This is a genomic window from Cryobacterium sp. PAMC25264 (genome assembly GCF_019443325.1).
Classification (GTDB): domain Bacteria; phylum Actinomycetota; class Actinomycetes; order Actinomycetales; family Microbacteriaceae; genus Cryobacterium.
Map to the genome: position 1 here is coordinate 957266 of NZ_CP080383.1, position 26878 is coordinate 984143.

23 protein-coding genes and 1 pseudogene are annotated in these 26878 nt (G+C 65.5%); 15 read left to right on the top strand and 9 right to left on the bottom strand.

The window, feature by feature from the left end; all coding sequences use genetic code 11:
• Positions 1 to 87 precede the first annotated feature (87 nt).
• A complete protein-coding gene (locus tag KY500_RS04340) occupies positions 88 to 1227 on the top strand; it encodes a glycoside hydrolase family 15 protein (protein WP_219902479.1) in 1140 nt (379 codons plus the stop codon).
• Positions 1224 to 3473 carry a TIM-barrel domain-containing protein gene (locus KY500_RS04345; RefSeq protein ID WP_219902480.1) on the top strand — a complete coding sequence of 750 codons (2250 nt, stop codon included), beginning with the start codon at positions 1224 to 1226 and terminating at the stop codon, positions 3471 to 3473. Before KY500_RS04340 ends, KY500_RS04345 begins: the two co-directional genes overlap by 4 nt.
• 218 nt (positions 3474 to 3691) lie before the next feature.
• On the opposite strand, the gene KY500_RS04350 is transcribed toward KY500_RS04345, so the two are convergent.
• The 6 genes from KY500_RS04350 to KY500_RS04375 all read right to left on the bottom strand — a co-directional run bounded on the left by KY500_RS04350 (position 3692) and on the right by KY500_RS04375 (position 9507).
• Positions 3692 to 4261 carry a dihydrofolate reductase family protein gene (locus KY500_RS04350; protein WP_219902481.1) on the bottom strand — a complete coding sequence of 190 codons (570 nt, stop codon included), beginning with the start codon at positions 4259 to 4261 and terminating at the stop codon, positions 3692 to 3694.
• A 637-nt stretch (positions 4262 to 4898) separates the two neighbouring features.
• The gene (locus KY500_RS04355) at positions 4899 to 5540 is read right to left on the bottom strand and encodes an NADPH-dependent F420 reductase (protein WP_219902482.1); all 642 of its coding nucleotides are present in this window, start codon (positions 5538 to 5540) and stop codon (positions 4899 to 4901) included.
• A gap of 99 nt (positions 5541 to 5639) precedes the next feature.
• Entirely contained in the window at positions 5640 to 7541 is a 1902-nt protein-coding gene (locus KY500_RS04360) for an ABC transporter ATP-binding protein (protein WP_219902483.1), read from the bottom strand.
• Between the two features lie 111 nt (positions 7542 to 7652).
• A complete protein-coding gene (locus tag KY500_RS04365) occupies positions 7653 to 8129 on the bottom strand; it encodes a hypothetical protein (protein WP_219902484.1) in 477 nt (158 codons plus the stop codon).
• A 263-nt stretch (positions 8130 to 8392) separates the two neighbouring features.
• Positions 8393 to 9007, bottom strand: coding sequence for a DUF305 domain-containing protein (locus tag KY500_RS04370; protein ID WP_219902485.1), 615 nt, complete (start codon positions 9005 to 9007; stop codon positions 8393 to 8395).
• 68 nt (positions 9008 to 9075) lie between these two features.
• A complete protein-coding gene (locus KY500_RS04375; protein WP_219902486.1) occupies positions 9076 to 9507 on the bottom strand; it encodes a DUF6153 family protein in 432 nt (143 codons plus the stop codon).
• A gap of 196 nt (positions 9508 to 9703) precedes the next feature.
• Between KY500_RS04375 and KY500_RS04380 the strand changes: the two genes are divergently transcribed.
• The 3 genes from KY500_RS04380 to KY500_RS04390 all read left to right on the top strand — a co-directional run bounded on the left by KY500_RS04380 (position 9704) and on the right by KY500_RS04390 (position 12975).
• Positions 9704 to 10318, top strand: a complete 615-nt coding sequence (locus tag KY500_RS04380) for a CueP family metal-binding protein (RefSeq protein WP_219902487.1) — start codon at positions 9704 to 9706, stop codon at positions 10316 to 10318.
• A gap of 219 nt (positions 10319 to 10537) precedes the next feature.
• Positions 10538 to 11944 (top strand): hemolysin family protein, encoded by a 1407-nt coding sequence (locus tag KY500_RS04385; protein ID WP_219902488.1) that lies wholly within the window; start codon positions 10538 to 10540, stop codon positions 11942 to 11944.
• Entirely contained in the window at positions 11941 to 12975 is a 1035-nt protein-coding gene (locus KY500_RS04390) for a CNNM domain-containing protein (RefSeq protein ID WP_219902489.1), read from the top strand. Before KY500_RS04385 ends, KY500_RS04390 begins: the two co-directional genes overlap by 4 nt.
• A 170-nt stretch (positions 12976 to 13145) precedes the next feature.
• On the opposite strand, the gene KY500_RS04395 is transcribed toward KY500_RS04390, so the two are convergent.
• Positions 13146 to 13643, bottom strand: coding sequence for a CGNR zinc finger domain-containing protein (locus KY500_RS04395; RefSeq protein WP_219902490.1), 498 nt, complete (start codon positions 13641 to 13643; stop codon positions 13146 to 13148).
• 84 nt (positions 13644 to 13727) lie between these two features.
• On the opposite strand from KY500_RS04395, the gene KY500_RS04400 reads away from it, so the two are divergent.
• Positions 13728 to 14591, top strand: coding sequence for an alpha/beta fold hydrolase (locus KY500_RS04400; RefSeq protein WP_219902491.1), 864 nt, complete (start codon positions 13728 to 13730; stop codon positions 14589 to 14591).
• 57 nt (positions 14592 to 14648) lie between these two features.
• Positions 14649 to 16145, top strand: coding sequence for a sodium:alanine symporter family protein (locus KY500_RS04405; protein WP_219902492.1), 1497 nt, complete (start codon positions 14649 to 14651; stop codon positions 16143 to 16145).
• A 79-nt stretch (positions 16146 to 16224) separates the two neighbouring features.
• Here the strand turns inward: KY500_RS04405 and KY500_RS04410 are convergent, their stop codons facing one another.
• Positions 16225 to 17892: a serine hydrolase gene (locus KY500_RS04410; RefSeq protein WP_219902493.1), complete on the bottom strand. Its 1668-nt coding sequence runs from the start codon at positions 17890 to 17892 to the stop codon at positions 16225 to 16227.
• 169 nt (positions 17893 to 18061) lie between these two features.
• On the opposite strand from KY500_RS04410, the gene KY500_RS04415 reads away from it, so the two are divergent.
• Positions 18062 to 19009: a hypothetical protein gene (locus tag KY500_RS04415; protein WP_219902494.1), complete on the top strand. Its 948-nt coding sequence runs from the start codon at positions 18062 to 18064 to the stop codon at positions 19007 to 19009.
• 59 nt (positions 19010 to 19068) lie between these two features.
• The gene (locus tag KY500_RS04420; protein WP_219903282.1) at positions 19069 to 19725 is read left to right on the top strand and encodes a histidine phosphatase family protein; all 657 of its coding nucleotides are present in this window, start codon (positions 19069 to 19071) and stop codon (positions 19723 to 19725) included.
• Between the two features lie 66 nt (positions 19726 to 19791).
• Here KY500_RS04420 and KY500_RS04425 read toward each other — a convergent pair.
• Positions 19792 to 20433: pseudogene (locus tag KY500_RS04425) on the bottom strand (GAP family protein); the annotation flags it as partial.
• 259 nt (positions 20434 to 20692) lie between these two features.
• On the opposite strand from KY500_RS04425, the gene KY500_RS04430 reads away from it, so the two are divergent.
• The 6 genes from KY500_RS04430 to KY500_RS04450 all read left to right on the top strand — a co-directional run bounded on the left by KY500_RS04430 (position 20693) and on the right by KY500_RS04450 (position 26832).
• Complete coding sequence (locus KY500_RS04430; RefSeq protein ID WP_219902495.1) at positions 20693 to 21715, top strand: LacI family DNA-binding transcriptional regulator; 1023 nt, start codon at positions 20693 to 20695, stop codon at positions 21713 to 21715.
• Positions 21716 to 21762: 47 nt separating this feature from the next.
• Positions 21763 to 23022 carry an extracellular solute-binding protein gene (locus KY500_RS04435; RefSeq protein ID WP_219902496.1) on the top strand — a complete coding sequence of 420 codons (1260 nt, stop codon included), beginning with the start codon at positions 21763 to 21765 and terminating at the stop codon, positions 23020 to 23022.
• An 85-nt stretch (positions 23023 to 23107) separates the two neighbouring features.
• A complete protein-coding gene (locus KY500_RS19135; protein WP_255579785.1) occupies positions 23108 to 23644 on the top strand; it encodes a carbohydrate ABC transporter permease in 537 nt (178 codons plus the stop codon).
• The gene (locus KY500_RS19140) at positions 23608 to 24078 is read left to right on the top strand and encodes a carbohydrate ABC transporter permease (RefSeq protein WP_255579786.1); all 471 of its coding nucleotides are present in this window, start codon (positions 23608 to 23610) and stop codon (positions 24076 to 24078) included. Before KY500_RS19135 ends, KY500_RS19140 begins: the two co-directional genes overlap by 37 nt.
• A complete protein-coding gene (locus tag KY500_RS04445; protein ID WP_219902497.1) occupies positions 24075 to 24893 on the top strand; it encodes a carbohydrate ABC transporter permease in 819 nt (272 codons plus the stop codon). The genes KY500_RS19140 and KY500_RS04445 overlap by 4 nt, the downstream gene beginning before the upstream one ends.
• 46 nt (positions 24894 to 24939) lie before the next feature.
• Positions 24940 to 26832: a glycoside hydrolase family 127 protein gene (locus KY500_RS04450; RefSeq protein WP_219902498.1), complete on the top strand. Its 1893-nt coding sequence runs from the start codon at positions 24940 to 24942 to the stop codon at positions 26830 to 26832.
• Positions 26833 to 26878 lie beyond the last annotated feature (46 nt).

Consider the following 26878-nt stretch of genomic DNA (forward strand, 5'->3'; position numbering starts at 1 on the left):
TATGTGGGGTCCCGGAGCCCGTCCGGTTCCGGGACCCCATCCATGACTTGTTCTTTGTAACCGCCCTCACTACCAGGAGAGACTCCTATGACCGAGACCACCAGCGTGCCCGTGCACGCCGAACAGGCCGCGTTGCGCACGCTCGCGCGCTCGAGCGTAAAGCTGATCCTGCAGCTGCAGGACTCCTCGGGCGCCTACCCGGCGAGTCCCTCCTTCTCGGCCTACGCCGGATACTCCTGGTTCCGTGACGGCGCCTTCATCGCCGACGGGATGTCGGCGGCCGGCGAGATCGAGTCAGCCTCACGCTTCTTCGACTGGTGTTCCCAGATCCTGATCGCCCGTGAGGAGCAGATCGAGCGCATCGTCGCCCGTGCTGACGCGGGCGAACCCGTGCCGGACGGCGAGATGCTCGCCACCCGGTTTACCTTCGGCGGTGAGGAAGGCACCGACGAGTGGTGGGACTTCCAGCTCGACGGGTACGGAACCTGGTTGTGGGCCGTCGCTGAACACGCCTCCCGTCATGGTCTCAACTTGGAGCGCTGGAGCGGCAGCATCCGTCTGTCCGTCGACTATCTGCTGAGCTCGTGGCAACGACCGTGCTTCGACTGGTGGGAAGAACACTCCGAGCAAGTGCACGTGTCGACGCTCGGGTGCATAGCAGCGGGGCTGCGTGCGATAGCGGATGCGGGGGTGTGCGACGAGTCGCGGATGGCTCCGATGCGGTCAGCGCTCGACGAGATCATTGCGACCATCGAGCAGCGTGGAATCACCGAGGGGCACCTGGCCAAGTGGCTGGGGTCATCCGAAGTGGATGCGAGCCTTGCGGCCACCATCGCTCCACTAGGGGTGTTCGCGGCGTCCGGACTCATCGGATCCCGCACCGTCGACGCCATCGCCGCACAGTTAACGATCGACGGTGGCACCCACCGCTACCTCGCTGACACCTTCTTCGGGGGAGGGCAATGGCCGTTGCTCAGCTGCTTCCTTGGCCTGGCCTACGCTGCAGCCGGCGACCGCCACCGCGCGCTCGACCTACTCAATTGGGCCGCGAGCACAGCTTCGGCCGAAGGCGCCTTACCCGAACAGGTCGGTGGGCATCTGCTGGACCCGACCATGACCCAAGAGTGGGTCGAGCGCTGGGGAAGCGTCGCGCAGCCGCTGCTGTGGAGCCACGCAATGTACATTCGTCTGGCCGTCGAACTCGAGATTTTGGAAGTGCAAGCATGATCCGGCACCGCCCGTTCGGCTCCGGCCACCCCTACTCCGTCGACACCGAGCAACGCTCGCCGATCGACCCGATAGCTGGCGAGCCCGTGGTGCTCGGTGTGCGCTCGAGCGGTGAGGTCACCGGCGTGACCGCAGAGATATCGGTGAATGGAGGACCGGTGACGTCGGTTCCGCTAGCACCGACCGTGCGACAGTCGCGCGGGCAGGCCGTCGACGGCGGACACCTCGCATCAGCGCAGGCGCGCTTGGCACGGTCGTCCGGCGGCTGGCAGATCACCCTCGGGGACTCGTCCGGCGGCGAAGGAACTTCGCTCGTGGCGGGAACAACGTACCGTTACCGCTTCACAGCAACCGGCATACAGCCGCAGTCGACGCGATGGTTCGAATTCCGGGTGGCGCAGTGGCGAGATGTCGATGCGGCCGTGGTTGGGGATCGCGTCGTCTGCGGATCTGTCTCGGTTCTGGACGACGGACAACGGATCTCTCGCGTTCGATTCGCATTGAGGCTGCAGGCGGGCGAGCACCTGACCGGTTTTGGCGAGCGATACGACGCGCTCGACCACCGCGGATCGAGCCTGGACTCGGTCGTCTTCGAGCAGTACAAGAGCCAAGGCGCCGAACGCAAGACCTACCTGCCTATGCCCTTCGCGCACGTCGTCGGCGGGGAGGGCTGGGGTTTCCACGTGCGCACGTCGCGGCGCGTGTGGTTTGATCTCGGGGAATCGGTGGATGACAGAATCTGGGTTGAAGCGGAGGTGGACTCTGCGTCGTCTGCCGAATCGGTTGAAACTCTCTTGGAGGTGGCAACTTATATCGGATCACCCACGCAGGTGCTCGACGCGTTCCTCACCGAGGTGGGGCGTCCGCGGGAACTGCCGAGCTGGGTATTCAGGCTATGGGCGAGCGCCAACGAGTGGAACACGCAGGCCGAGGTCATGAAGCAGATGGACCTGCACACAGAACACGACATCCCGGTCGGATCGGTCGTAATCGAGGCGTGGAGTGACGAAAGCACCTTCACCGCATGGCGCGACTCGCAGTACGAGATCAACTCTGATGGGGCCGCGCACTCGCTCGGCGACTTCACGTTCCCCGCCGAGGGTGCGTGGCCGGACCCGAAGGGCATGATCGATGAACTGCATGCCCGCGACATCCGCACGCACCTGTGGCAGATCCCGCTGTTGAAGATGCGGCCGCACCCGAACGGGCAGTTGAAAGCCGACGTTGAAGCCGCACTCCGCGAGGGCGTGCTCGTGAAAGAGGTCGCGGCCGACGGCACCGAGCGGCCGTACCGAAACCGTGGGTGGTGGTTCCCTCTGGGGCTCATGCCCGACCTCACCGACGAGCGTGCCGCTGCGTGGTGGACCGAGAAGCGACGCTACCTCGTCGAAGAAATGGGTGTCGACGGTTTCAAGACCGACGGGGGCGAGCACGCATGGGGTCGAGACCTCCGGTACCTGAACGGCCTAAAGGGTGACGAAGGCAACGGGTTGTTCCCGGTGCACTACGCGAAGGCCTACGGTGACCTGCTGGAGTCGGCGGGCAAAGCGCCCGTGACATTTAGCCGCGCCGGGTTCGTCGGCAGCCAGGCGCACGGCGCATTCTGGGCTGGCGACGAGAACTCCACGTGGGATGCGTTCCGGTGGTCGTTGTACGCGGGACTGTCCGCGTCATCCAGTGGCATCGTTTATTGGGGCTGGGACTTCGGCGGCTTCTCAGGCGAGGTGCCGGACGGCGAACTTTACCTGCGATCGGCTGCTGCAGCTGCGTTTGTGCCAATCATGCAGTACCACGCAGAGTTCAACAACCACCGGCTTCCGTCGGGTCAGCGCACTCCTTGGAACATCGCTTCGCGGAACAATGATGACCGGGTGATACCCGCATTCCGCAAGCTCGCTCATGTCCGGGAGCGGCTCGTGCCGTATCTGGCGGAGCAGGCTGCTGTATCCGTGGCAAGCGGGGCGCCGCTGATGCGTCCGCTGTACTTCGAGTACCCGACAGACGAGCAGGTCTGGGCTCACCCGCTGCAATGGTTACTCGGCGACGACCTGCTGGTGGCGCCAGTCACTTCCTCGGGCGCTGAGTCATGGGACACGTATCTGCCTGCCGGAGACTGGGTCGACGTGTGGACAGGTGCTGCGGTGGCAGGTGGACAGCTCGTGTCGCGTGAGGTGCCGATCGACGAGATCCCCGTCTACGCGCGTGCGTCCGCGTGGCAGCGGCTACGGTCGGTGTTCGCGGGTTAGTTGAGCTGCTGAGCGTACCCGACGGGGCGTGACCTTTTCCGGTCACGTTCCGTTGAGTGCTGGAGCGTTCGTAACGCCGTGTGGGGGAGGTCAACCGAACCGGCGTGTTCGCACCCAACACGAAGATACCGGCTAATTGTTGACATAATCATTAGTATCGGCACGTGGTGTCATGGGTTGAACCCGCCAAGCGGGGCCAAGTGCCAGGACAAAGCTCATCAAGCAGTCAGTCGCGTGGGCCGGAATCGCACAGCGACTGCCCCTGACTGAAACTCGTGGCGGTCCACGAGTTCGAGTTGGATGTGCTCACGCAGTCCGGCAAGCAGCGTCGGCCCGTGTCCGGCTAGAACCGGTTGCACAAGGAACTCGTACTCGTCGATCAACCCCAGATTTGCCAAGTCAAGGGGGAGCGTCACGCCACCAACCCATATGCCATCGCCTGGCTCCTGCTTGAGCAGCTGAACCGCTTGCGCCAGGTCGCCTTGCACCAGCTCGGCATTCCAATCGACCTCGCTCAGTGTGCTGGACACGACGTACTTCTTCGCCCGGTCGATGGTCTCGGCAAACGGGAGCTGCCATTCCACCATCCAGTCCGGCCACGTGCCCGTGGCCGGCTTCTGCCACGCCGACGCCATCATCTCGTAGGTCACCCGGCCGAAGAGCAGGGCATCGGCTCGCTCCAGTTGGGCGGTCCAGTAGCGCATCGACTCCTTGTCCGGGGGGAGTCCAGCCTCGTGGTGGCAGCAGCCGTCGAGCGTGACGTTGATCGAGTACCGGAGCGGTCTCATCTCGTTGCCCTCCTTTGATTTGCGCCCGCGTTGGACGGACCGTTCTCAAGTGGTTGACGGACTCGTTTCAGATCGACGTACTAAATAGCGCTCAGCGTATAGCGCCGTCGTGATGCGAACCAGACCGCGGACCAAGCGCACGGTCGATCGTCATCACCGGCCATGTTCGGTCACGCTCGGCGGCACATGGGGGAGAGGTTGAGATGGGTCGTGGGACCGCTCGAAGCGGCCTCCAAAGTCCATCTTTTTCCCATCTAATTCATCTCTATTTGACCCAAAACGATGGGCTACAATCGGAGGCAGCGAATCGCTCGGTTCCCTGTAAACACAAGGGAATCCGAGGGTTTTCGGAGGCATTCGGTAACGTCCAAATTAAGGCCAGAACCTTCAGGGGGTCGCAGGTTCAAATTACGCAAGTGGATGACTTGGGTGCAGGCCAATTGGGCATTGGATGTCTCCATGTGGGTCCACTTCTAAGGACCCCATGTCGAGGGGTGAGACACGAAACGTGATGAGATGTCTGTCCGGGTCCCTCGGGCAGGGCGCCGAGCTCGTCTCCTCCGCCTCGCACAATAGACCCAGGCACACAAACGGCGCGGAACCGAGGACGTCCTCGGTTCCGCGCCGCAGGTCTGGATCAGATGGTGCGCGGTGCCTTGGCCAGGTTGGCCTCAAGCTCAGCGATGTTCTGTCGCGCGCCGTAGGCTGGGCGGTCGCGCTCGACGCGCCAGCTCTCGGCGAGCGGACCGATGTTCACGGTGTCGAATCCGAATTCGTCGTACAGCTTCGTGACGAAGTCGGAGGCATCCGCAAAGTCGGACGATGTAGCCAGCGCACGCCGTGCCGGGTCACCGGCGGGGTGCGAGTCAGCAGTGATGTCGGCGGCCGTGATGTGGTTGAAGCCCTTCGCTACGCGTGAAGTCGGCAGGTGCTCCTGCAGCATGCCGGTAACGGTCGCTTCACCGTTGTCGAGGGCCTCGATGTGGCCGTCGCGCTCAAAGTAGTAGTTGTTGGTGTCGATGACGATCTTTCCGGCGAGCGGCTGGACGGGCACGTCCGCATAGGCCTTGAGCGGCACGGTCACGACCGCGACGTCGGCAGCCTTTGCCGCCTCCGCTGCGGTTCCGGCGGTCGCCTTCGGGCCGAGCTCGGCGACGAGGTCCGCGAGCGTCTCGGGGCCACGGGAATTGCTGATCACGACGTCGTAGCCGCTCTCGATCGCCTTGCGGGCGACCTGGCTGCCAATGTTTCCTGCACCGATGATTCCGATAGTTGTCATGCTCGTGACAACGGGCCCGGCGTCGAAAATGTTCCCGATGCCAGGAGGCCGGCGTTGGGGAGGCGTTCAGGATCCTCGGCGGGGTACCGGGTTCAGCGACTAGATGCCGCTCAGCGCTTCCTCATCCGCCGCAACATTCTTCTGCACGGCGAACTGGGTCCGGTGCAATTCCTCGTACCGCCCACCCCTAGCCAGCAGTTCCTCGTGCGTGCCGCGCTCCACGATCGAGCCGTCCTCAACCACGAGGATCAGGTCCGCGCTGCGGATGGTGGAGAGGCGGTGTGCGATCACCATGGCCGTGCGTCCCTCGAGCGCCTCGCTGAGCGCCGCCTGCACGGCGGCCTCCGACGTGGAGTCCAGCGCCGCCGTGGCCTCGTCGAGGATGACGACGCGCGGCTGGGCGAGCAGGAGCCTGGCGATGGTCATCCGCTGGCGTTCACCCCCGGAGAGTCGGTAGCCACGCTCTCCTACCATGGTGTCCAGCTGGTCGGGCAGGGATCGGATGAGCGGCTCGAGCCGGGCGCGGCGCACGGCGTCCCACACCTCGTCGTCGGTGGCCTCCGGCCTGGCGAGGCGGAGGTTGGAGAGGATGGTCTCGTGGAACAGGTGGCCGTCCTGCGTCACCATGCCCAGGCTGTGCCGCATGGAGGCGAAGGTGACGTCGCGGACATCCGTGCCCGCGAGGCGCACGGCACCGCTGTCGACGTCGTACAGGCGGGAGAGGAGCTGCGCAATCGTGGACTTGCCGGCACCGGACGAACCGACGAGGGCAACGGTCTGCCCGGGCTCGATCCGGAAGGACACGCCGTGCAGCACCTCCTCGCCGCCGCGGGTGTCGAGCGTGGCAACCTCTTCGAGCGAGGCGAGGGACACCTTGTCGGCGGAAGGGTAGGCGAAGCGGACGTTGTCGAACTCGACGGATACCTGGCCGGCGGGCACGGCGACGGCGTCGGGCTTTTCCTTAATGAGCGGGTCGAGGTCCAGCACTTCGAAGACGCGCTCGAAGCTGACCACCGCGCTCATGATCTCCACCCGGGCGTTTGCGAGGCTGGTCAGCGGCGCGTAAAGGCGGGTGAGGAGGAGCGCGAGGGTGACCACGTCACCGGTGTTCAGCTGGCCGGCGAGGGCGAGGGAGCCGCCGAGCCCGTACACGAGCGCGAGGGCGAGAGCGGAGACGAGCATCAGTGCGGTGAAGAAAACGAACTGCAGCATCGCGGTGCGCACCCCGATGTCGCGCACGCGGGCGGCGCGGACGCGGAACTCCTCGGCCTCCTCGTCGGGCCGGCCGAACAGCTTGACGAGCGTGGCGCCGGGCGCCGAGAAGCGCTCGGTCATCTGCGTGCTCATGGTGGAGTTGTGGTCGGCTGCCTCGCGGCGGAGCGCAGCGAGGCGACTGCCCATGCGGCGCGCGGGGATCAGGAAGATGGGGAGCATGATCACGGCCAGAACCGTCACGAGCCAGGACGTGCTGAGCATGACGATCAGGGTGAGGATCAGCGCCACAAGGTTCGTGACCACGCCGGACAGCGTGCCGCTGAAGGCCTGCTGAGCGCCGATCACATCGTTGTTGAGGCGGCTCACGAGGGCGCCCGTGCGCGTGCGGGTGAAGAACGCGATCGGCATCTTCTGTACGTGGTTGAAGACGGCGGTGCGGAGATCGAGGATCACGCCTTCGCCGATCCGCGCCGAGTACCAGCGCGTCACAAGGGACACGCCGGCGTCGGCCACGGCCACGAGGGCAATGACAACGGCGAGCCACACGATCGTGCTGACCGCGCCCTGGGCGACGATGACGTCGACCACCTGGCCGGCGAGCACCGGCGTCGCGACCGCGAGGAAGGCTCCCACGGTGGAGAGGGTGATGAAGATCAACAGCTTGGACCGGTAGGGCACCGCGAACGTCAGGATCCGCCGAACGGACTCACGGGAGAAGCCGTGCTTGCCGTCCCTGGCGCTCGAGATCTTGTACAGCGAGCTCCAGGCCGCGCCTTCCATGCTCATTGAGATTCCTTCCGTGGGCAGAAGACCAAGCTTAGATGGCGGGTTGCCCGAGGTTGGGGTTCTGGCCAGCGTCGGCAAAGGTACGAGCTGAGGTGCAGCCCCACTCGTCGATCAGAATTCGTAGATGGTGGCGAGCTGATCCGATACCAGCACCGTGTGCGGAAGATCGCGCAGTGCCTCGGCCTCAACCGCGATGCCCCTCAGGCGTGCGGCGTTGGCGTAGGCGTGCCATGGAAAGGAGCCAGGTGTAGCCGCATCCGCTTGCACTAGCGTGAGAACTTCTGAGATCACGTCGGCCGAGGCGCGCTTCCAGGAGACAGCCCCGTGGTGTCCGAACTTGGACGAGGACACTCCGCGATCCATGTCGAGACGAATCATCGACTCGTCGGATAGGCGCAAATACTGGGTGATCTTCATGCTCAGGGACGGCCCGGAGTTTTCTGGAGACGGATCATCGAGTTCGCACATGATGACGAGGCCGGTCACTGAGAGGCTGGAAATGTCGAACGGCCGTCGATGAGCGGGCTCGATATCGACCGATTCTCGTTGGATCGGGACGTACTGACCGTGCTCGTCGCTACTCGTCATGGTGGGTGGCAGTCTACGGCCCGCACGGTTCCGCAGTGATATGCATGAGGTCTGGGGAATCCAGTGCGTTCACGTCTACTCGACCTCGCCTGGTGGGTCATTCATTTTCTCTCTCCTGTACTCGACTCGCCACGTTGACGCCGCAGCGGCCGTCGAGCGTGTCACTCGGGCAGCCTCCACCGACACACGCGTCAACCTGCCAGGCGCGCTCGCACACGGGCGCATCGACGCGTGCCGGCACGAGAAACGCGTTCAACGAGGGTTTAGCCGGCGCTGAGCAGGCCTTTCATGACCGCTATCTCGGCGGTCTGGCTTGTGGTGATGTTGTTGGCCAGGGCTACCGTGTCGGGATTTTGGCCGTCCTCGACCTCGTCGGTGGCCATGTCGATAGCGCCTTCGTGATGTTCGATCATCTGGTTCAGGAAGACGCGGCCCGCGCCATCGCCGGCGGCCGACTCGAGCTCGGACATGTCGCCGTCGGACATCATGCCGGTTCCGTGGTCCATGTCATCCATCATGTCGTTCGCGTCTCCGACGCCCCAGGTGTCCAGCCAGCCCTCCATCTGGGTGATCTCGGGCTGTTGGGCATCCTTGATCTTCTGAGCGAGTGCGGTGATCTTCGGGTCGATGCCGGTCTTGCCGATGATCATGTCCGCCATCTCTACGGCCTGCTCGTGATGGGGAATCATCATCATCGTGAACATGAGGTCAGCGTTGTTATGGGCGTCGGATGACGGCGACGGCGAGGCCTCAGGGCTGGACGAGACGTTTGGCCCCATGCCGGTGCCGGGCATACCCGAGGGTGTGGTGGTGCAGCCGGCCAGCAGGGCGGCGGCGATGGCCGCGGCGGTTGCCAGGGCGATGGTGCGAGTAGTCATTGTTCTTCTCTTTCGATCAGCTGAGTAGTGCGGTCCGAGTGAGGTGCATGGAGAACTGCACAGACACATCAGACTCGGCTGATCGACAAGAGGGCGAGGGAGGGAGGGGGTAACGAGAAGGACCAGCCGGGCGAATTGGATCTCACGACGGTATGGGAGGCCGGGGCAGCGAACGGACGGCCGCCGGCGGGAGCGGCCGCAGCCAGGAACGCTGTGATGCTCAAGAGGGCCAGGATGCACGCGAGCATTGTCATGGACGCTGACGAGGAGTGCGTTACCGCGTCGCCGTCTCCTGCGACGGCAACCACGGCACCGGCGTCAGACGGGTGGCCGTTGTGGCTCATGCTGTTCACCGGGGAGTCCATGCCGTGATCAGCGCTGAGGGTGTGCATCGCGAGCAGCCCGCCGATAATGGCGACGGCGAGGACAAACGTGGTTGCGCAGGAGCGCCAGGCCGTCGGCCGCAGCGGGGATACCCACAGATTCTCCGGTGATCTCACGTCAGTCACCTCCCTGATTGGCACACTACTCGGAAAACCCCGATACCCCCTGGGTGTATTCGACGCACCGCTGACCGAGCTGCCGAATGAGCCGACGGGGACGCGATTGTGAGATACGGCCGGCCGAAGCTGGGAGTCCACGGCGCCAGGTCTTTAGTCACTACGGCCGCCGCGCAGTTGCGCCCACGCTAGAGGAATGCGCCTATCCAAGAGCGCGGCAAGCCTTGCCGCGCTGACTCTGCTCCTGTCCCTCACCGCCTGCACCGCCACCGGCGGGGCGGACGACGCCTCGGTCGGCACCGGCGCATCCGCCGGCCTCGGCGCTGAAGCCGATGCGCTTCTCGCGAGCTACGACATCCAGGCTCCCGCCTCCGCCACCGAGCTCATCGATCAACTGCAGGCGCAGCCCCTCGCTGAGCGCCCGGACGGCCTGATGGCCTCCGTGCGCGTCGACGAGCTCCTGCTCTCCAGCGGGGACGGCGAAGTGAGCCTGCCTTTGCCCGAGGACGAGTTTCGCCTGTCCATCGCGCCGTACCTGACCGATACGCACGAGTGCTTCTACCACTCGCTCACTACCTGCGTCGGCGAGCTCGGCAACACAGACCTCCACGTCACAATCACCGATGACGCGAACGCCCAGGTGCTCGTCGACAGTGACATCACCACGTTCGAGAATGGGTTCTTCGACGTGACGCTGCCGACGGGGCTGGACATCACCGTGATCATCGATGATGGTGAGCGCTCCGTCGAGTTGCCTCTGGGCACTCGCGCGGAGGACCCGACCTGTGTGACGACGGCGCAACTCAGCTAAGCGGGACCTCGGGCGGCAAATACCCTGCCCCAACACAGGGATCGGTCACTAAAATCGGAACTATTCTCATTTCGACACACCTCGAAAGGCGTTGACCGCAACTGTGGGCTCACCAGCCATGGCCCCCTGGGCCATTGACCGGCCATGCACGACGTCCCTACACACGCGTGAGTTTCACTTGCACCGTGCCGACTCGCCCCGTGACGAGGTGACGTGGTCGTGATCGACACCCTGCTTCTGTTGCTTCTCGGCATCGTGATCACCCTGGTGATCATCGCGGCCAACGGCTACTTTGTCGCGCAGGAGTTCGCCTACATGTCGGTGGACCGCAACCGGCTCGGCGCGCGCGCCGCGGCGGGAGATGCCGCGGCGGTGCGTGCACTCGCTGTCACCAAACGCACATCCTTCATGCTTTCCGGGGCCCAGCTGGGGATCACGGTCACCGGACTGCTCGTCGGCTTCGTCGCGCAGCCCCTCATCGGCGAGTCTGTCGGTGCCCTGCTGGGCGGGGTGGGCGTGTCGGTGGCGTTCAGCGTCACCCTGGGCACCGTGATCGCCCTGGTGCTGGCCACGGTTGTGCAGATGATCTTCGGTGAGCTCTACCCCAAGAACCTGGCCATAGCGAACCCCGAACCGCTCGCACGCGGCCTGGCTCGGTCGACCACCGTCTACCTCGCGGTCTTCGGATGGCTCATCGCCGTCTTCGACTTCGCCGCCAACTCCCTACTGCGGCTGCTGCGCATCGAACCCGTGCACGACGTCGACTCCAGCGCCACCGCCCAAGACCTCGAGCGCATCGTCGCGGACTCCCGCGACAGCGGCGACCTGCCCGCCGAGCTGTCCCTCATGCTCGACCGCATCCTCGAGTTCCCCGAGCAAGACGTGGAGCACGCGATGATTCCCCGCTCCCTCGTCGCCACGGTTCGCCCCGACACCACCGTCGGTGAGGTGCGCCAGCTGATGGCCCACGCCCACACCCGCTACCCCGTCGTGGACGACGAGAGCCAGCCGCTGGGAGTCGTGCAACTGGCCGATGTGCTCGGTTCCACCCTCCCCGCGGATGCACCGGTGACGCACCTCATGCAGCCAGCGGTCGTGCTGTCCACGCTGACCAAACTGCCCGATGCGCTGGCCGAGATCACCCGTGCCCGCAACGAACTGGCCTGTGTGATCGACGAATACGGCGGCTTCGCCGGAGTGCTCACGCTCGAAGATCTCGCGGAAGAGATCGTCGGCGAGATCACCGATGAGCACGACGAGACGTCCGCCCCCTCGGTTGATTCCGACGGCGACGCGGTCTGGGTCATGAGCGGTGACGTCCACGTCGACGAGATGCACCGCGCCATCGGGTATGAGTTGCCCGATGGGGACTTTCAGACCGTCGCCGGACTCATCATCTCCGAACGCGGGGGCCTTCCCGCCGCCGGTGAGATCATCCACGTGGCACTGCCCGACGACCCCGCCGACCTTGTGCGTGACGACGAGGTACATCGGTGGCTGCAGATCGAGATCCTCACCGTCGAACGCCACGTTCCACACGACGTGCGAGTGACCCTGATTCAGACCCTGGGCGACGACACGAGTCCCGAACCGGGTGCTGACGACGCCACGGAGGCTGACCGATGAACGAGGCACTTGTCGTCGCGGTCGTCACCGTGCTCCTGATCGCGCTCAGCGCGTTCTTCGTGATCATCGAATTCGCACTCCTGGGCGCCCGCCGACACCGCCTCGAGGCCACCGCGGCAACCAGTCGCTCCGCCCGAGCCGCGCTCCGGGGCGTGAACGAACTCACCCTCATGCTCGCCGGCGCCCAACTGGGCATCACCGCGTGCACCTTCGCGCTCGGCGCCATCACCAAGCCCGCCCTGGATTACTGGCTCGGCCCGATCTTCTCGGCCTGGGGGATGCCGGAGTGGGCCGCCGGTGTACTCGCCTTTGCGCTGTCGCTGCTCATCGTCACTTTCCTGCACCTGGTGGTGGGCGAGATGGCGCCGAAGTCCTGGGCCATTGCCCATCCCGAGACCGCGGCGCGGGTGATCGGAATCCCGTCCCGCATCTTCGTCTGGCCGTTCCGGCCGATCCTCACATGGGTCAACAGCATCGCCAACAAGCTGGTGGCCGCATCCGGTGTCGTGCCTGTGGAGAGCGCCGCCGTCGGTGGCCACAACGCGGAGACGATCCGCCATCTCGTCGAGCTCTCCGCTCGCGCCGGTACGCTCGACAGCTCCTTCCAAAACCAGCTCGAGGGCGCGATTGAGCTGGAGACCCTCCGGCTCGACGAACTCGTCAAGAACAAGACCAACCCCACCGTCGTACCCCGGGACGCGACCGTGGCGGATGTGCAGCGGGCGGCCGCTCGATCCGGACACATGCGGATCCTCGTCGGCGACCTTGCGGCGGGCATTCCCGATGTCATCCATGTTCGAGACACTCTGCTCGACCCGCTCGACGCCCCTGCCTCACAGTTTGTGCGGGCGGCGTTGGCCCTGCCGGGGGAGACCGCGGTCTACGAGGTTCTCGCGCAGATGCGCGCGACGAGCCAGCAGCTTGTCGTGGTAGTCGACGACGGGCGCTTCCGTGGGATCGTGACGCTCTCCGACGTGCTCCCGCGACTGCTGCCGCGCGCCGACGGACCGACGGCGGTGGCGGTCAGCTAACCCGTTGTCGTCGGATGTGGGGGAGCGACTAGGGTCTGGGCGCTCCTGTCGCTCCGTCACGCGCGTGTGCGTGAGGATGGGCCGATGGCTGCCGCGATGCGGGGCCAGCACTGTGTGGCTTCACTACTTCACCCGCGGGCCGCTTGAGGTGGCTCTGGGGGTGGGGTAGGTCAGCTGCTGGAACGGTCTGCGTGTGCGCGCGCCTTCATGCGGTTGCCGCACGTGGCCATCGAGCACCACTTCGCGGTGCCGGGACGACTGTGATCAACGAGGAAGAGATTGCACTCGTCGTTCGCACAGGCGCGGAGCCGCCCGGGGAAGGCCGCGACGACACTCGACCACGCCAGCACGACGTCCACCGCGAGACGGTCGTCGTCGGGAGCCTGAAGGTCCCAGACCACGCCGTCTGGGGTCACTCGGGGCGTGCGCACGACGGCGTCGACCAGGCCCGCGAGCGCGTCGATGGCCGGTGACTCTGGTCCGCGGATGACGGAGTGCAGAACGTCGCGAGCTCGGCGGAGCCTGTCCGACTCGTCCGCGGTGCCCGTTCCGCCCCAGCTCTGCGCGAGCTCTCGCCCCGATGGCCCGTCGATATGGTCGCTCACGCGGCCGCCGAGCACGGGCGCGCTGTTCAGTACGGCCAGTAACAGCTCCTCGTCCCGCTCCATCAGTTCCTGCTCTCCGCACCGTCCGGCGCTGTCACATCCATGCTACCGTCAACTAACCAGTAAAACGAACTTAAGGGGTTAGCCATGGTGGTCGTCCATCATCACACCGTCTCTGTCGACGGGCTTGACGTGTTCTACCGAGAGGCCGGGCCGGTTGACGCACCCGTTCTGCTACTCCTGCACGGGTACCCGTCCAGTTCTCATATGTTCCGCCATCTCATTCCGGCGTTGGCTGATCGCTACCGTGTCATCGCGCCCGACCACATCGGCTTCGGGCGGTCGTCCGCTCCGTCTGCGGACAAGTTCGAGTACTCCTTCGCGGCCCTCGCACAGGTGACGGGACGTTTTCTCGAGACCATCGGTGTGACCCGGTACACGATCTACGTGCAGGACTACGGCGCCCCCATCGGCTGGCGCCTGGCCCTCGCGGATCCCACTGCTGTCACCGGCGTGATCTCCCAGAACGGCAACGTTTATGAAGAAGGCTTCGTGCCCAGCTTCTGGGATGCGATCTGGGCCGACGCCGCCGAGCGAACGAACGAGACGCGCGATGCTCTCCGCCCCGCCCTGAGCCGCACGGCGGTCGAATGGCAGTACACCCACGGCGTGCCCGACCCGACGACCATCGACCCGGATGCCTGGGAGCATGACCTCGCCCTGTTGAGCCGTCCCGGCCAGGACCGTATTCAACTCGACCTGTTCCGCGATTACGCCAGCAACCGTGAGCTGTATCCGGCGGTGCATCAGTGGCTGCGATCCTCGCGGGTGCCGGTGCTCGCGATCTGGGGCCGGAACGACGAAATCTTCGCCCCGGCAGGTGCTCAGGCGTTCCGACACGATTCGTCGACGGCGCGTATCGAGCTCGTTGACGGCGGTCACTTCCTCCTCGAATCCGACCTCGGGCTGGTCGTCACGGCCATCCGGGAGTGGCGCGACACCGCCTACTAAGGCGGCGGGGAGGTCGCGGTTTTTCGTTTGCGAGACCGTGTTCGGCATACTTGCGGGATGGATTCTGTGAACGAGTGGTTGCTGACCTGGGGTGACAATCTGTGGACGTGGATCGTGTTGCCTGTCGTGGTGGGTCTGGGGATCTACTTCACAGTGCGCTCCGGTGTGGTGCAGCTGCGCCTGATCCCGGAGATGTTCCGCACACTGACCAACAAGACGCCCCAGACTGAATCGGGGGAGCCGCAGTCGATCTCGGCCTTCCAGGCGTTCACGATCTCGGCGGCGTCCCGCGTGGGAGTGGGCAATATCGCCGGGGTAGGCACGGCGATCGCGGTCGGCGGACCGGGAGCGGTGTTCTGGATGTGGATGATGGCGTTCGTCGGTGGAGCGTCGAGCTTCATCGAATCCTCGCTGGCGCAGCTCTTCAAGGTGCGGGACTCCGAGGGTTTTCGCGGCGGTCCCGCGTATTACATGGAGCGTGGACTCAAGGCTCGCTGGTTGGGCGTGTGGTTCGCCGTCATCCTCATCATCTGCTTCCCGTTCGCGTTCAGCTCGTTGCAGGCCAACACGATCTCGGCAACGGTGACCGCGAGCATCGGCGGGGATGTCCCGTGGCTGCCGTGGGCCATCGGCGGGGGCATCGCGGTGCTGACCGGCCTCGTCGTCTTCGGCGGCGTGCGCCGTATCGCGCACGTCACCCAGGTTCTCGTGCCCATCATGGCGCTGGCCTACCTCCTGCTCGGACTCGTGGTGGTTGCCCTGCACCTTGACCGGATCGGCCCGGTCTTCGCCGAGATCTTCACATCAGCGTGGGGGTTCAACGAGGTCATCGGTGCCGCGTTCGGGTACATCATTCTCACCGGCGTCAAGCGCGGCATGTTCTCCAATGAGGCCGGTCTGGGGTCGGCACCGAACGCGGCGGCCAGCGCCGCGGTCACGCATCCGGTCAAGCAGGGACTCGTGCAGACCCTCGGGGTCTACTTCGACACCTTCCTGGTGTGCTCCATCACGGCCTTCATCATCCTGGTTTCCGTGCCCGACCTGGCGGGAGCAGAACGCGGGATCGGGCTGACGCAGGGCGCTCTGGTGGACACCCTGGGCGCGTGGTCGAACATCGCGCTGAGCGTGATCATCTTCCTGCTGGCGTTCTCCTCGATCCTGGGCAACTACTACTACGGCCAGTCGAACATCCAGTTCATCACCAAGCGTCGCGGAGTCCTCACCGCGTACCGGGTACTCGTCGTGGGGGCCGTGCTCGTGGGATCGGTGGCCGGCGCCGACCTGATCTGGAACTTCGCAGACGGCGTGATGGGGCTCATGGCACTCACCAACCTCATCGCCATCGGGCTGCTCTCCGGCATCGCGTTCCGGCTACTCAAGGACTACAGCAGCCAGCGACGCGCGGGCCGGGATCCCGTGTTCACCCGTGCGCTTCTGCCCGACGTGGCCGGCATCGAGTGCTGGGAGGACGAATTCAGCGTCACCGGTCCGATCCGCGTGCAGCCGACCGGTCAGACCACCAAGGGCCGCGACGGCATCCGCACCCCGCGATAGGAGAGCCACGCCCGGCGCGTGCGCGACGTCAGCGCACGCGCCGGGCGGGCGACGTCCGACGACCCGTTGGCCGTGAGGGTCAGTCGGTGCGGGTGAAGACGCCGAGCCCGTTCGGCTCCTGACCGGGCGCGGGGAATTTGTTGAAGTACGTCAGGGTGACACCGCTGATCCGTTCGCCGTCGCGCACGAAGACCGCGGACGACAGCGAACCGGGAAGTGCATTCTCACCGGTCGGCACGAACGACAACGTGTCGCCGTCCCACGGATCGAGCTCGAACGTGTAGCCACCGTCCGGGCCGAGCGCGCCGGTGAGTACGCCGTTCTCCTCGGTCACCACGAAGTCGCCGAAGTAGGGGCTCGTGTATGTGCCGACGTAGTCTCCGGCCGCACCTGCCGGTGCGGCATCTGTGGGAGCCTCCTCGCCGACGAGGTCACCCGCCGGGTCGGAGAAATGCGCGAAGACGCTGGGCCAGAGGTCCAACCAGGGTCGCGTCTCCGCACCGAACTGAATGAGGTCGACGAACTCCGACACGATCGCTTCCGGAACTCCCGACGGCGCTCCGTTCGTGAGCACGACGATCCCGAGGTTCAGATCGGGGATCATCGTGGCATTGGTGGCGGCACCCCACCCGAATGCACCGGAGTGGCTGATGCTGACGCGGCCGGTTACGGTGGAGCCCACGTTCGTGCCGAAGCCGTAGTGCGATGTGCGCGACGAGAGGTTCTGGGCGTCGCCGCCGGTGATCGAATGTGCGGAATAGGTCTGTGCCAGCACGAGCGGGTCGATGAATTCGGCTCCGCCCACCTCCCCGTCGGCCAGCACCATCGTCATCCACTTCGCAATGTCGCCGGCAGTTGAGGCAACACCGCCGGCCGGAGCCTCGGCATCAGCGTCACGGTCGAACAGCTGCTCGTACTGGCCGTCTCCGGTGCGCGCGTGCATGGCCGCGCGATCGTCTGCGGCGAGATAGTTGTCATGGAGGGTGGTCGTCGACGTCATTCCGAGCGGCTCGAACAACAGGTCCTGCGCGGTCTGCGCCCACGTTTGCCCGCGCGACGCCGCGACAGCCTCGCCGCCCACCGTCAGGCCGAAGTTGGAGTACTGATAGGTGTCGCGGAACGAGGCTAGGGGAACCTGGTTCAGGTGAGCCAGGATGTAGTCGGAATCGAAGCCGATGTCTTCGAGGTCATCGCCCGCACCGGTGGGAATGCCGGTGCGGTGCGAGAAGAAGTCAGCGATCTTGCCATGGCCGGTCACGTATGGATCGCTCAGCGCGAAGTCGGGGAGGTAATCCTTGACCGGATCGTCCCAGGACAGAGCAGGGTCGTCGGTGATCGCTTTGGCCACAACGCTCGACGAGAGGGGCTTGGACAACGAGGCGATCTGAAACACTGTGCCGACGTCCACGGGCTCCTGCGTCGTCACGTCCCGCACGCCGTATCCCTCTTCGAACACGACCTCTCCGTTCGAGACGACCGCGACTTGCGCGCCGGGCACTCCGGTTTGGTCGAGGGCCTTCTCGATGAGCTGGGGGAGCGCATCGACGGCCGCGGACACGGCCGTGTCGCGATCCGTGTAGAGATCGACGACGTCCTGGTTGGGCGCTTCGCCGAGGGCGACGGCGAGACCTGTCGAGGACGACGGTTCAGCGGTCGCGCCTGCGGTGCATGCCGTGATTCCCAGAGTGAGTGCTGCCGCCATCGACACGGCGACAACACGGATACGGCCCTGGTTGCTGCTGCTCATGCCGGTCATGTCGTTGGCTCCCGTCGTTTATGAGCTTTGGTCTCGATAAGAAGCAGTGTGCCTGGACACAAGCGGACAGCCAACCTCCGCTTCCGGTCATGGCCTCAAGAGGGCGTCCGGATGCGGTCACCTGCGCCATGATGGTGCTCACGCGCGCTCGGAGGCGGACATGGATGACAGGGCTCTTCTCGAATTGATCTACCGCAGCCGCCCGGAAACCGTGGCGGCGCTGGCCACCACGGCGCACACGGATACGGGTGAGGTCGCCGACGCCGTTGCGCGGCTCGCGCGGGCCGGTGCGATCTCGGTTCGCGATGACACGATTGCGTACGCGACGCCGGCACTGTGGACGGCCGATGTTGTGCAGCAGGAGGTGCGTGCGCTGCAGCAGGCGGCGAGCGAGGCCGCCTCGCGCATCGAGACGCTCGTTGCCGAGCTGCCGGCTCTGTTGCGGCACTGGGCTGTGGGCGAGGCATCCGGTGATCTCGTCCCCATTTTCGTGCGTCACGGGCCGCAGGCGGCAGAAGACCTCTGGTACGACATTGCGCGGGACGAGAGCGACACCGCCTGGGCAGTGCTTCCGGACCTCGGGCGCTACCTGCAGAGCGATCCCGCGCGCGCCGGTCGTTTCGCCGAGGTGTTCGCCGGCCTGCGGTCGGTGCGAGCCCTTGTGCCGCGTTCGTTGGCAGAGGACACCCGCCTCGTGGCGATAGCCGCGCGCTACGCGGCCGTCGGGGTGGAGTTCCGCCTTCTCGACGACCTGCCCAGTTGGTTCTGGATCGACGGAGAGGTGCTCGCGTTACCGATCGACTGGGGCGAGGGGTGGCCAACCAGTGTCGTCGGGGTTCGGAGCGCGGCCCTTGCCGAGCTGGGCCGAAGCCTGTTCCGCGAGCTCTGGCGTCGCGGTGAGCCAATCGGCGGGGTGGAACAGCCGTGGGTGCCGCTTCTGGCGCTGATGAGGCAGGGTGTCACCCTCGACGCGGCCTCTCGCAGGCTCGGGATCAATCCGCGAACGGGTCGGCGTCGCGTTGCGGCGGCGATGGAGCAATACGGCGTGTCGACCTTGTTCGCCTTGGGGGTGGCGTGGGCCGCGGATGGAACGCCCACAGAACGTTGATCGGTGGTTTTCGATGCCCAAAAGCTCCACTAAGCCGTTGCTCGAACTACTGTTGCCGTATGCTCACAATCGATCCGCTGCCCCACCGCCCCGCCCCGGATAACCCCTCCGGCAAGCTGATTCTTCTGCGTCATGGTGAGACGGAGTGGTCGAAGAGTGGCAAGCACACGGGCCTCACGGATGTTCCGCTCACTGCCAGAGGCGAGGACCTCGCTCGCGGTGCGGGCCGGTTGGTGGCCGATTACGATTTCACGCTCGTGCTGACCTCGCCCCTCCAGCGCGCGCGACAGACTGCAGAGCTCGCAGGCCTGGACGCCGAGGTCGACCCGTTCCTCGTGGAGTGGGACTACGGCGGGTACGAGGGACGCACGACGCGCGAGATCCGTAAGGAACTCGGCTACAACTGGAGCGCCTTCACCCACGGCGTGATTCGTGGAGAGACGCCCGGCGAAACGGTCGAAGAGGTCGCCGCCCGCGCATCCCGGGTGCTCACGCGGGTGCTGCCGGCGATGGAAAAGGGAGATGTCGCCCTGATCGCGCACGGCCACTTCCTGCGCATCCTGACCGCCGTGTACCTGAGGCTCGCCCCTCGCTTCGGCGCTCAAATCACCCTCGACGCCGGATCGGTCTCCGTGCTCAGCTACTACCGCGAGCAGCCGGCCATCCTGTCGTGGAACTACGGAGCCGAACTGCCCATGGAGCCCTCGGAGTCGTAACTCACCGATCGATGGGCCCATCAGCCGGGTGGGGAGGTTAGAAGCTCCCGATGCCTTGCCGATCAGCACGACCCCGATCACCAGCAGCAGCACGGCCATGACGGTGGCGTTGTTGTGCAGGAGCCACCGGCGGAGGGATTCCAGAGGACCGGCCATCCGCGCGGACGCGACGAGGTACGCGATGACGGGGCCGGCTACCGTCACCGAAGCGAGCACCGTGTACAGAGCGATCACCACAACGTCTTCACCGACGGTGAGCCCGCCGGATCCAATAGTGACACCCGCGGCAACACCCATCAGGAGGTTCTTCGGGTTGAGGTCCGACAGCAGAAAACCCAGTCCGAGGCCGCGCGCGGGCGTCATCGAACCGATGGCGGCCATCCACTTCGGCATCGCCGGCTCGGCGTCACCGGTCGGTCGCCCGCGCCACTCGCGCAGGGCGAGCAGGAGCAACGCGGCGCCGAGAACGATCTTGATCACACCCGAAATGGGCGCGGATGCATTGGGGTCATCGTTTGGGATGATCGACGCCAGTAGCGTGAACAGCACGACGGCGACGATGATGCCGAGGAGCCAGCCGGCGAGGAATCCGATGCTGGTGCCTCGCGCCTGGGGGGACAGCAGCATCAGGATGGCCGCGATGATGGGGATAGGGCTGATGGCGATCCCGATCGCGAGCGGAAGAATATCCCCGATGACTGAGCCCATGGTCAGTCCGCCGGGCCGGAGTAGCAGCTGCTGTGCATGAACGGCTCCCTCCCTGGGTGACGGTTGGCGCGGAGCGCCCCCACCTCGCCTCAGGCAGCCGACAAGGTGCTCTGCGGTGCCCACTGTAGGCGGGCTCGCACGCCGGAGCTAGGGCAATTCTGCTTGGCGCTACAAATTTCTGTTGCGTGGTCCGCGCCGATTTGCTACTGTCGAACCGGTTCGAGTCGAACCGGTTCGAAACATCGTCGATGGAGACCTCATGGCAACAATCGGAGACGTGGCCCGTGTCGCGGGCGTGTCACGGAGCACCGCGTCTTACGCGCTTTCCGGCAAACGATCCATTTCCGCTGAGGTGCGCGAAAAGGTCGAGCAGGCCGTGCGCAGTCTGGACTACACACCGAACGCCGGAGCGCGCGCGCTGGCGACATCGCACACCAAGGTGATCGGCCTACTGGCTCGGTTCCTCGAAGACGAATTCGCACCGGCGATGCTGCAGTACATTCTCGGCGTCACCAATCGTGCACGGGAGTGCGGCTACGACACCCTTCTGCTCACGGATGAGGATGGCGTCTCAGCGCTTCGGCGTATCTCGGATTCACGGATGGTCGACGGCTTCATTCTGCTCAACGTCGCCGAGAACGACGACCGGCTCGGCATCCTTCGCGATGCTGCGCAACCGGGCGCCCTGGTCGGTCTGCCCGGCGACCCGAGCGGCATCGACGTCTTCGACCTCGACTTCGCGGCCGCGGGGCGCCTGATGGTTGAGACGCTGCACGCGCTGGGGCACCGGAGCCTCATCCTGGTCTCCCAGCCCGAGCACGTGCTCGAGCGTGGAGGCGCTTACGTGTCACGGCTGGCAAATTCCGCGCAGGATCGGGCGGCCGAACTCGGGGTGGAACTCCACCATCACTTTGCGCCATCGAGCCAGCCGCAGATCGGGTCGGAACTGGCCCGACTTCTCGACGCTCACCCCAGCGCCACCGGTCTGCTGCTGAACAATGAGGCTGCGGCAGCGGCACTGCCGAGCGTGCTGCACGCCCGAGGCTTGTCGGCCCCGGCAGACATCTCTGTCATCGGTCGTTATTCCGACGATTTCGCCCGCACCTTCTCGCTTCCCTACACCGCCATCGACAGCGCCGCAGACGACCTCGGGCGGCGGGCTGTCGAGCGCCTCATCTCCCGCATCGAAAGCACCTCCGATGCGGCCACACCGATCGTCGATTTGCTCACACCACGCATCGACGACCGCGGCAGTACCGGCCTACCGCCGACCCGTCACTGACCAACACCAAGAGATTCGGTATCCCGGACACGTTCAAGGAGGAACACATGTTGAGCACCGCGTTTAAAAAGCCCATCGCCATCGCCGTCGCCGCTATCGCGCTCGGAGCCCTCGCGGGCTGCTCCAGCGCGGGGGATGCCGCGTCGACTGATGCAGCAGGGGGCACCTACACCTGGTGGGACCCGTATCCCCAGCACGAGGAGGGCTCCGACTGGGCCAACCGGGTGCAGGCCTGTGGCACGGATGCCGGAGTCACCATCCAACGCACCGCCTACGACACGACATCGCTGACGAATCAGGCGCTGCTCGCCGCGCAGGAAGGCACCTCTCCGGATGTCATCCTGCTCGACAACCCTGCTGTCTCCACGCTCGCCGACACCGGGATGCTGACCACCACCGACGAACTCGGGCTGGACACATCGGCCGTCGACGGCAACCTGCTGGCCGCGGGGGAGCTCGACAGCAAGGACTACGGAGTGCCGGTCGGCGCCAACACGCTCGCCCTGTACTACAACGCCGACATCCTGACGGCTGCCGGAGTCGATCCCGCCAGCATCACGAGCTGGGCGGCGCTGACCGATGCCCTCGCCAAGGTCACTGCAGCCGGCAACAAGGGCATCACCTTCGCGGGCATCAACACCGAAGAGGGATCCTTTCAGTTCCTGCCCTGGTTCTGGGGCTCCGGCGCAGATCTGACCGAGTTGGATTCCGCCGAGGCTGTCAGCGCTCTGACGCTCTGGACGGACTGGGTCGACAAGGGCTACGCCCCGCAGTCGGTGATCGGCAACTCGCAGAACACCAGCTGGGAGGAGTTCATCACCGGCAATTTCGCCTTCGCCGAGAACGGCACGTGGCAGGTCAACAGCGCCGCCGAGCAGTCCTTCGCCACCGGCGTGATCGAACTGCCCGCCGTCGATTCCGGGATTGCTCCTGCCCCGACTGGAGGAGAGTTCATCACCGCACCGGTGCAGAAGGACACCGCACGCTACGAGACGACGAAGAAGATCGTTGACTGCATGACGACCCCGGACGGCTTCGTCGAAACGGCCAACACCTTCGCCTACTACATCCCGCCGACCAGCGACGGTCAAGACCAGCTGCTTGAAGAGCACCCGGAGCTCGACACCTGGGTTTCGGCCGTCAAGGCTGCGAAGGGCCGCACCAGCGACAACCTGGGAACCAACTACCCGCTGATCTCCGAGCAGCTGTGGACCGCGGTTCAGAGCGCCCTCTCGGGTGCGTCATCGCCCCAGGACGCGCTGGCCGCCGCTCAGAAGGCGGCCCTGTCGACGACCGACGGAAAGTAACACCGAGGTACCGGGGCGGGCGCAGGCCCGCCCCGGGCTCCTGATCCGTGGGCTCCAGGCGCCCTGAGCCTCTAACGAAGGAATCATGATGACACTCTCCGCGGCGCCGGCTGTACTGCCGGCTCCCGAGCCCACGCCGGGCGCCCCTCGCCCCCGGCGTCCACAGGGCGGCGGACGTAGCGGCTCTCGATGGGTGGCGGTCGCGTTCGCGGCACCGCTGCTGGTCTACCTGCTCGTGTTCTACGCGTATCCGCTGATCCGCAGCATCGACCTCAGCGTCCACGACTACAACGTGCGAGCTTTTGTGCAGGGAAACGCCGAATTCGTCGGGCTGAAGAATTACATCGACGTCTTCACCTCGCCGCTGTTTGGGCAGGCGTCCTGGAACACCGTCGTCTTCGTTTTCGGCTCGCTGATCTTCCAATATGCGCTCGGGCTTGCGCTGGCGGTCTTTTTCCGCGGCAGTTTCCGCCTGAACGGCATCCTCCGAGCACTCTTCCTCGTGCCGTGGCTCTTGCCCCTGATCGTCTCGGGCTCTGCGTGGTCGTGGATGCTCAACAGCGACAACGGCATCGTCAACGCGTTTTGCAGACTTTCGGCATCGGTCAGATCAACTGGCTGACATCGCCCGACACGTCACTCATCGCCGTCATCATCGCCAACATCTGGTTGGGAATTCCCTTCAACCTCGTCATCCTCTACTCCGGCCTGCAGAACATCTCCGCCGATCTGTACGAAGCGGCATCCCTGGACGGTGCGGGACCATGGCGTCAGTTCTGGAGCATCACCTTCCCGCTCCTTCGCCCGGTGTCGGCGATCACCCTGCTCTTAGGTCTTGTCTACACCTTGAAGGTGGTCGACATCATTTGGATCATGACCAGTGGTGGTCCGGCGAACTCCACCACCACACTGGCGATCTGGTCGTACCGTGAAGCCTTCGGAACCGGCCAGCCCGATCTCTCGCCCGCGGCCGCCGTGGGCAACATCCTCATCGTTATCGCGCTGATCTTCGGGTTCGTCTACCTCAGGATGCAGCGACGTCAGGAGAACTCATGACCGCCCGCCGGCCCGCGTGGAAGACGGCGCTCGGCGTCGTCTTCACCGCTCTGATGCTGTTCCCGGTCTACTGGATGATCAACGTGTCGTTCACGAAGACCGAGGACCTGCGGCTCAGCCCGCCCCACCTCTTCCCCGTTGATCCGACCCTCGACGGTTACGCCGAGGTGCTGCGGCAGCAACTGCCGAACCTCGGCACCAGCTTGCTCATCGGGCTGGGTTGCGTGGCCTTGACCGTGATCATCGCGGCTCCGGCCGCCTACGCGATCTCGCTGTTGAACCTGCGAGGCGGCCACACCCTCAACTTCGTGTTGTTGGTGGCGCAGATGATCCCCGGCGTCGTGATGGCGATGGGCTTCTACGCCATCTACGTGAGACTGGGCCTCCTGAACAGCGTGTGGGGACTGATCCTCGCCGACTCGACGGTCGCCGTTCCCTTCGGCGTGCTGCTGTTCACCGCCTTCATGAGCGGTCTGCCGCGGGAGCTGCTCCAGGCGGCGCGAATGGACGGTGCCAATGCGTGGCGCACCTTCACCGCTGTCGTGATGCCGCTCAGCCGCAACTCCGCGATCACGGTCGCACTGTTCGCCTTCCTCTGGGCATGGTCGGACTTCGTCTTTGCCTCGACCCTGGCCCGAAACTCGGCGTTGAAGCCGGTCACCCTGGGGATCTATTCGTACATCGGCAACAACACCACCCAATGGAACGCCATCATGGCCACCGCCGTCGTGGCCTCCATCCCGGCCGCGATTCTGCTCATCGTCGCCCAGCGCTACGTAGCCGCCGGCGTCACCGCCGGCGCAGTGAAGGATTGACCCTGTGACCCTGACCGCCACACCAACATCCGAAATCCTCCGGCCGATGGCTGGCCCGGTGGAACCCGCGACGAGCACCCGCCACGGGGTCGGCGTCGCCGACGTGAGCCTGAACCCCGCGGGTTTCTGGGGTCGTCGTCAAGCGGTCAATGCCAAAGCCACCCTGGGACACTGCCTGGACTGGATGGAGCGCCTGGGCTGGATCGAGAACTTCGATCGTGTCGCGCGTAGTGAGACCACGGTGACCCGGCCCGGATGGCAGTTCTCGGATTCGGAGATCTACAAGCTGCTCGAGGCCATGGCGTGGGAGCTCGGCCGAAGCCCTGACCCGGCGCTGACCGCCGCATTCGAGACCCTGGTGGGGCGGGTCGGCGCGGCCCAAGACGACGATGGTTATGTGAACACGGCGCACGGACATCCGGGGCTGCCGTCACGGTACTCGGACATGGCGATGGGCCACGAGCTCTACAACACCGGCCATCTGCTGCAGGCCGCCGTGGCACGACTGCGCACCGGGCACGACGATCGACTCGTTCACATCGCACGACGAGCCGCCGACCAGGTCTGCGAGGAATTCGGGGCCGACGGCCGCAACGAGCTCTGCGGTCACCCCGAAATCGAGGTGGCCCTCGTGGAAGCGGGACGCGCGTTCGGCGAACCTCGATACCTCGAGCAGGCCCGCCTGTTCATCGAAAGGCGCGGACACGGCACGCTCCCGGTCCGGCCGCTCCTGTCGGCCGAGTACTTCCAAGACGACATCCCCGTGCGGGAGGCCACCGTGCTGCGCGGGCACGCCGTGCGAGCCCTCTACCTTGCGTCCGGAGCCCTCGACGTGGCCACCGAGACCGGTGATCAGGAGCTGGGCGACGCCGTCACCCGGCAATGGGAGAACACGGTCGCCCGCCGCACCTACCTGACTGGAGGCATGGGTTCACGGCACCAGGATGAAGGCTTCGGCGACGATTGGGAGCTGCCGGCCGACCGTGCTTACTGCGAGACCTGCGCCGGGGTCGGTTCGGTCATGCTCGCCTGGCGGCTGTACCTGGTGACGGGCGACTCTCGCTACCCAGATCTCATCGAGCGGACCCTGTTCAATGTCGTGGCCACGTCGCCCAGCGAGGACGGCAAATCGTTCTTCTACGCCAATCCGCTGCACCAGCGAGAGCCTGGCGCGAGCGCAAGCGACGGAGTCAACAACCGGGCGGAGGGCGGGGTGCGCGCGCCGTGGTTCGACGTCTCGTGCTGCCCCACCAACGTCGCCCGCACTATTTCATCGCTGGGCTCGTACGTCGCTGCCATCGACAACGGCGGGATCGTGGTGCTCCAGTACGCTGCCGGCGAAATCCGAGCGGGCGGTTTCGTGCTGCAGGTGGACACCCGGTACCCCGATGAGGGCACGGTGCGCGTGCGAGTCCTCACTGCGCCCACGGCCGAGTCCCGACTTCGGCTACGAATTCCCGGCTGGGCCGACACTGCGACACTGGCGTTGAACAGCGACGACGCGATCGGCGTCGCGCCCGGGTGGGCCGACATCCGACGCACGTTCGAACCAGGCGATGAGGTCATTCTGGAGTTGCCCCTCGCTCCGCGGCTCACGTGGCCAGATGCCCGCATCGACGCCGTGCGCGACACGGTCGCCGTGGAACGGGGACCTCTCGTGCTGTGCGTGGAATCGACGGATCTACCCTCGGATGTACGCATCGAGGAGGTGTGGATTCAGCCCGATCTCGGGCTGACCGCGCACGCCGACGGGGCTCAGGCCCACGGCACTGTTGCCGCGAAATCGCCGGGAACCGGGCCGCTTCCCTTCGGCCCGACCCGGCCACACAGCTTAGATTCGAGGCCGGTTGAGCTCACATTCGTGCCCTACCACCGGTGGGCCGAGCGCGGCCCGGCCACGATGCGCATCTTCCTCCCGGTGGCCTCCACCACCGATTGACCACCCGCCCCGCGGTGCGTTGAGTGCAGTGGCACAGCGCATCCCG

Bases quoted from the DNA above. Each gene is read 5' to 3' on its own strand.
- KY500_RS04365 (WP_219902484.1), bottom strand. From the start codon at position 8,129: ATGACGAGTAGCGACGAGCACGGTCAGTACGTCCCGATCCAACGAGAA.
- KY500_RS04360 (WP_219902483.1), bottom strand. From the start codon at position 7,541: ATGAGCATGGAAGGCGCGGCCTGGAGCTCGCTGTACAAGATCTCGAGC.
- KY500_RS04380 (WP_219902487.1), top strand. From the start codon at position 9,704: ATGCGCCTATCCAAGAGCGCGGCAAGCCTTGCCGCGCTGACTCTGCTC.
- KY500_RS04445 (WP_219902497.1), top strand. From the start codon at position 24,075: ATGACCGCCCGCCGGCCCGCGTGGAAGACGGCGCTCGGCGTCGTCTTC.
- KY500_RS04395 (WP_219902490.1), bottom strand. From the start codon at position 13,643: ATGGAGCGGGACGAGGAGCTGTTACTGGCCGTACTGAACAGCGCGCCC.
- KY500_RS04420 (WP_219903282.1), top strand. From the start codon at position 19,069: ATGCTCACAATCGATCCGCTGCCCCACCGCCCCGCCCCGGATAACCCC.
- KY500_RS04405 (WP_219902492.1), top strand. From the start codon at position 14,649: ATGGATTCTGTGAACGAGTGGTTGCTGACCTGGGGTGACAATCTGTGG.
- KY500_RS04370 (WP_219902485.1), bottom strand. From the start codon at position 9,007: ATGACTACTCGCACCATCGCCCTGGCAACCGCCGCGGCCATCGCCGCC.
- KY500_RS19135 (WP_255579785.1), top strand. From the start codon at position 23,108: ATGATGACACTCTCCGCGGCGCCGGCTGTACTGCCGGCTCCCGAGCCC.
- KY500_RS04390 (WP_219902489.1), top strand. From the start codon at position 11,941: ATGAACGAGGCACTTGTCGTCGCGGTCGTCACCGTGCTCCTGATCGCG.
- KY500_RS04340 (WP_219902479.1), top strand. From the start codon at position 88: ATGACCGAGACCACCAGCGTGCCCGTGCACGCCGAACAGGCCGCGTTG.
- KY500_RS04350 (WP_219902481.1), bottom strand. From the start codon at position 4,261: ATGAGACCGCTCCGGTACTCGATCAACGTCACGCTCGACGGCTGCTGC.
- KY500_RS04355 (WP_219902482.1), bottom strand. From the start codon at position 5,540: ATGACAACTATCGGAATCATCGGTGCAGGAAACATTGGCAGCCAGGTC.
- KY500_RS04415 (WP_219902494.1), top strand. From the start codon at position 18,062: ATGGATGACAGGGCTCTTCTCGAATTGATCTACCGCAGCCGCCCGGAA.
- KY500_RS04345 (WP_219902480.1), top strand. From the start codon at position 1,224: ATGATCCGGCACCGCCCGTTCGGCTCCGGCCACCCCTACTCCGTCGAC.
- KY500_RS04435 (WP_219902496.1), top strand. From the start codon at position 21,763: ATGTTGAGCACCGCGTTTAAAAAGCCCATCGCCATCGCCGTCGCCGCT.
- KY500_RS04410 (WP_219902493.1), bottom strand. From the start codon at position 17,892: ATGAGCAGCAGCAACCAGGGCCGTATCCGTGTTGTCGCCGTGTCGATG.
- KY500_RS04450 (WP_219902498.1), top strand. From the start codon at position 24,940: ATGGCTGGCCCGGTGGAACCCGCGACGAGCACCCGCCACGGGGTCGGC.
- KY500_RS04430 (WP_219902495.1), top strand. From the start codon at position 20,693: ATGGCAACAATCGGAGACGTGGCCCGTGTCGCGGGCGTGTCACGGAGC.
- KY500_RS04400 (WP_219902491.1), top strand. From the start codon at position 13,728: ATGGTGGTCGTCCATCATCACACCGTCTCTGTCGACGGGCTTGACGTG.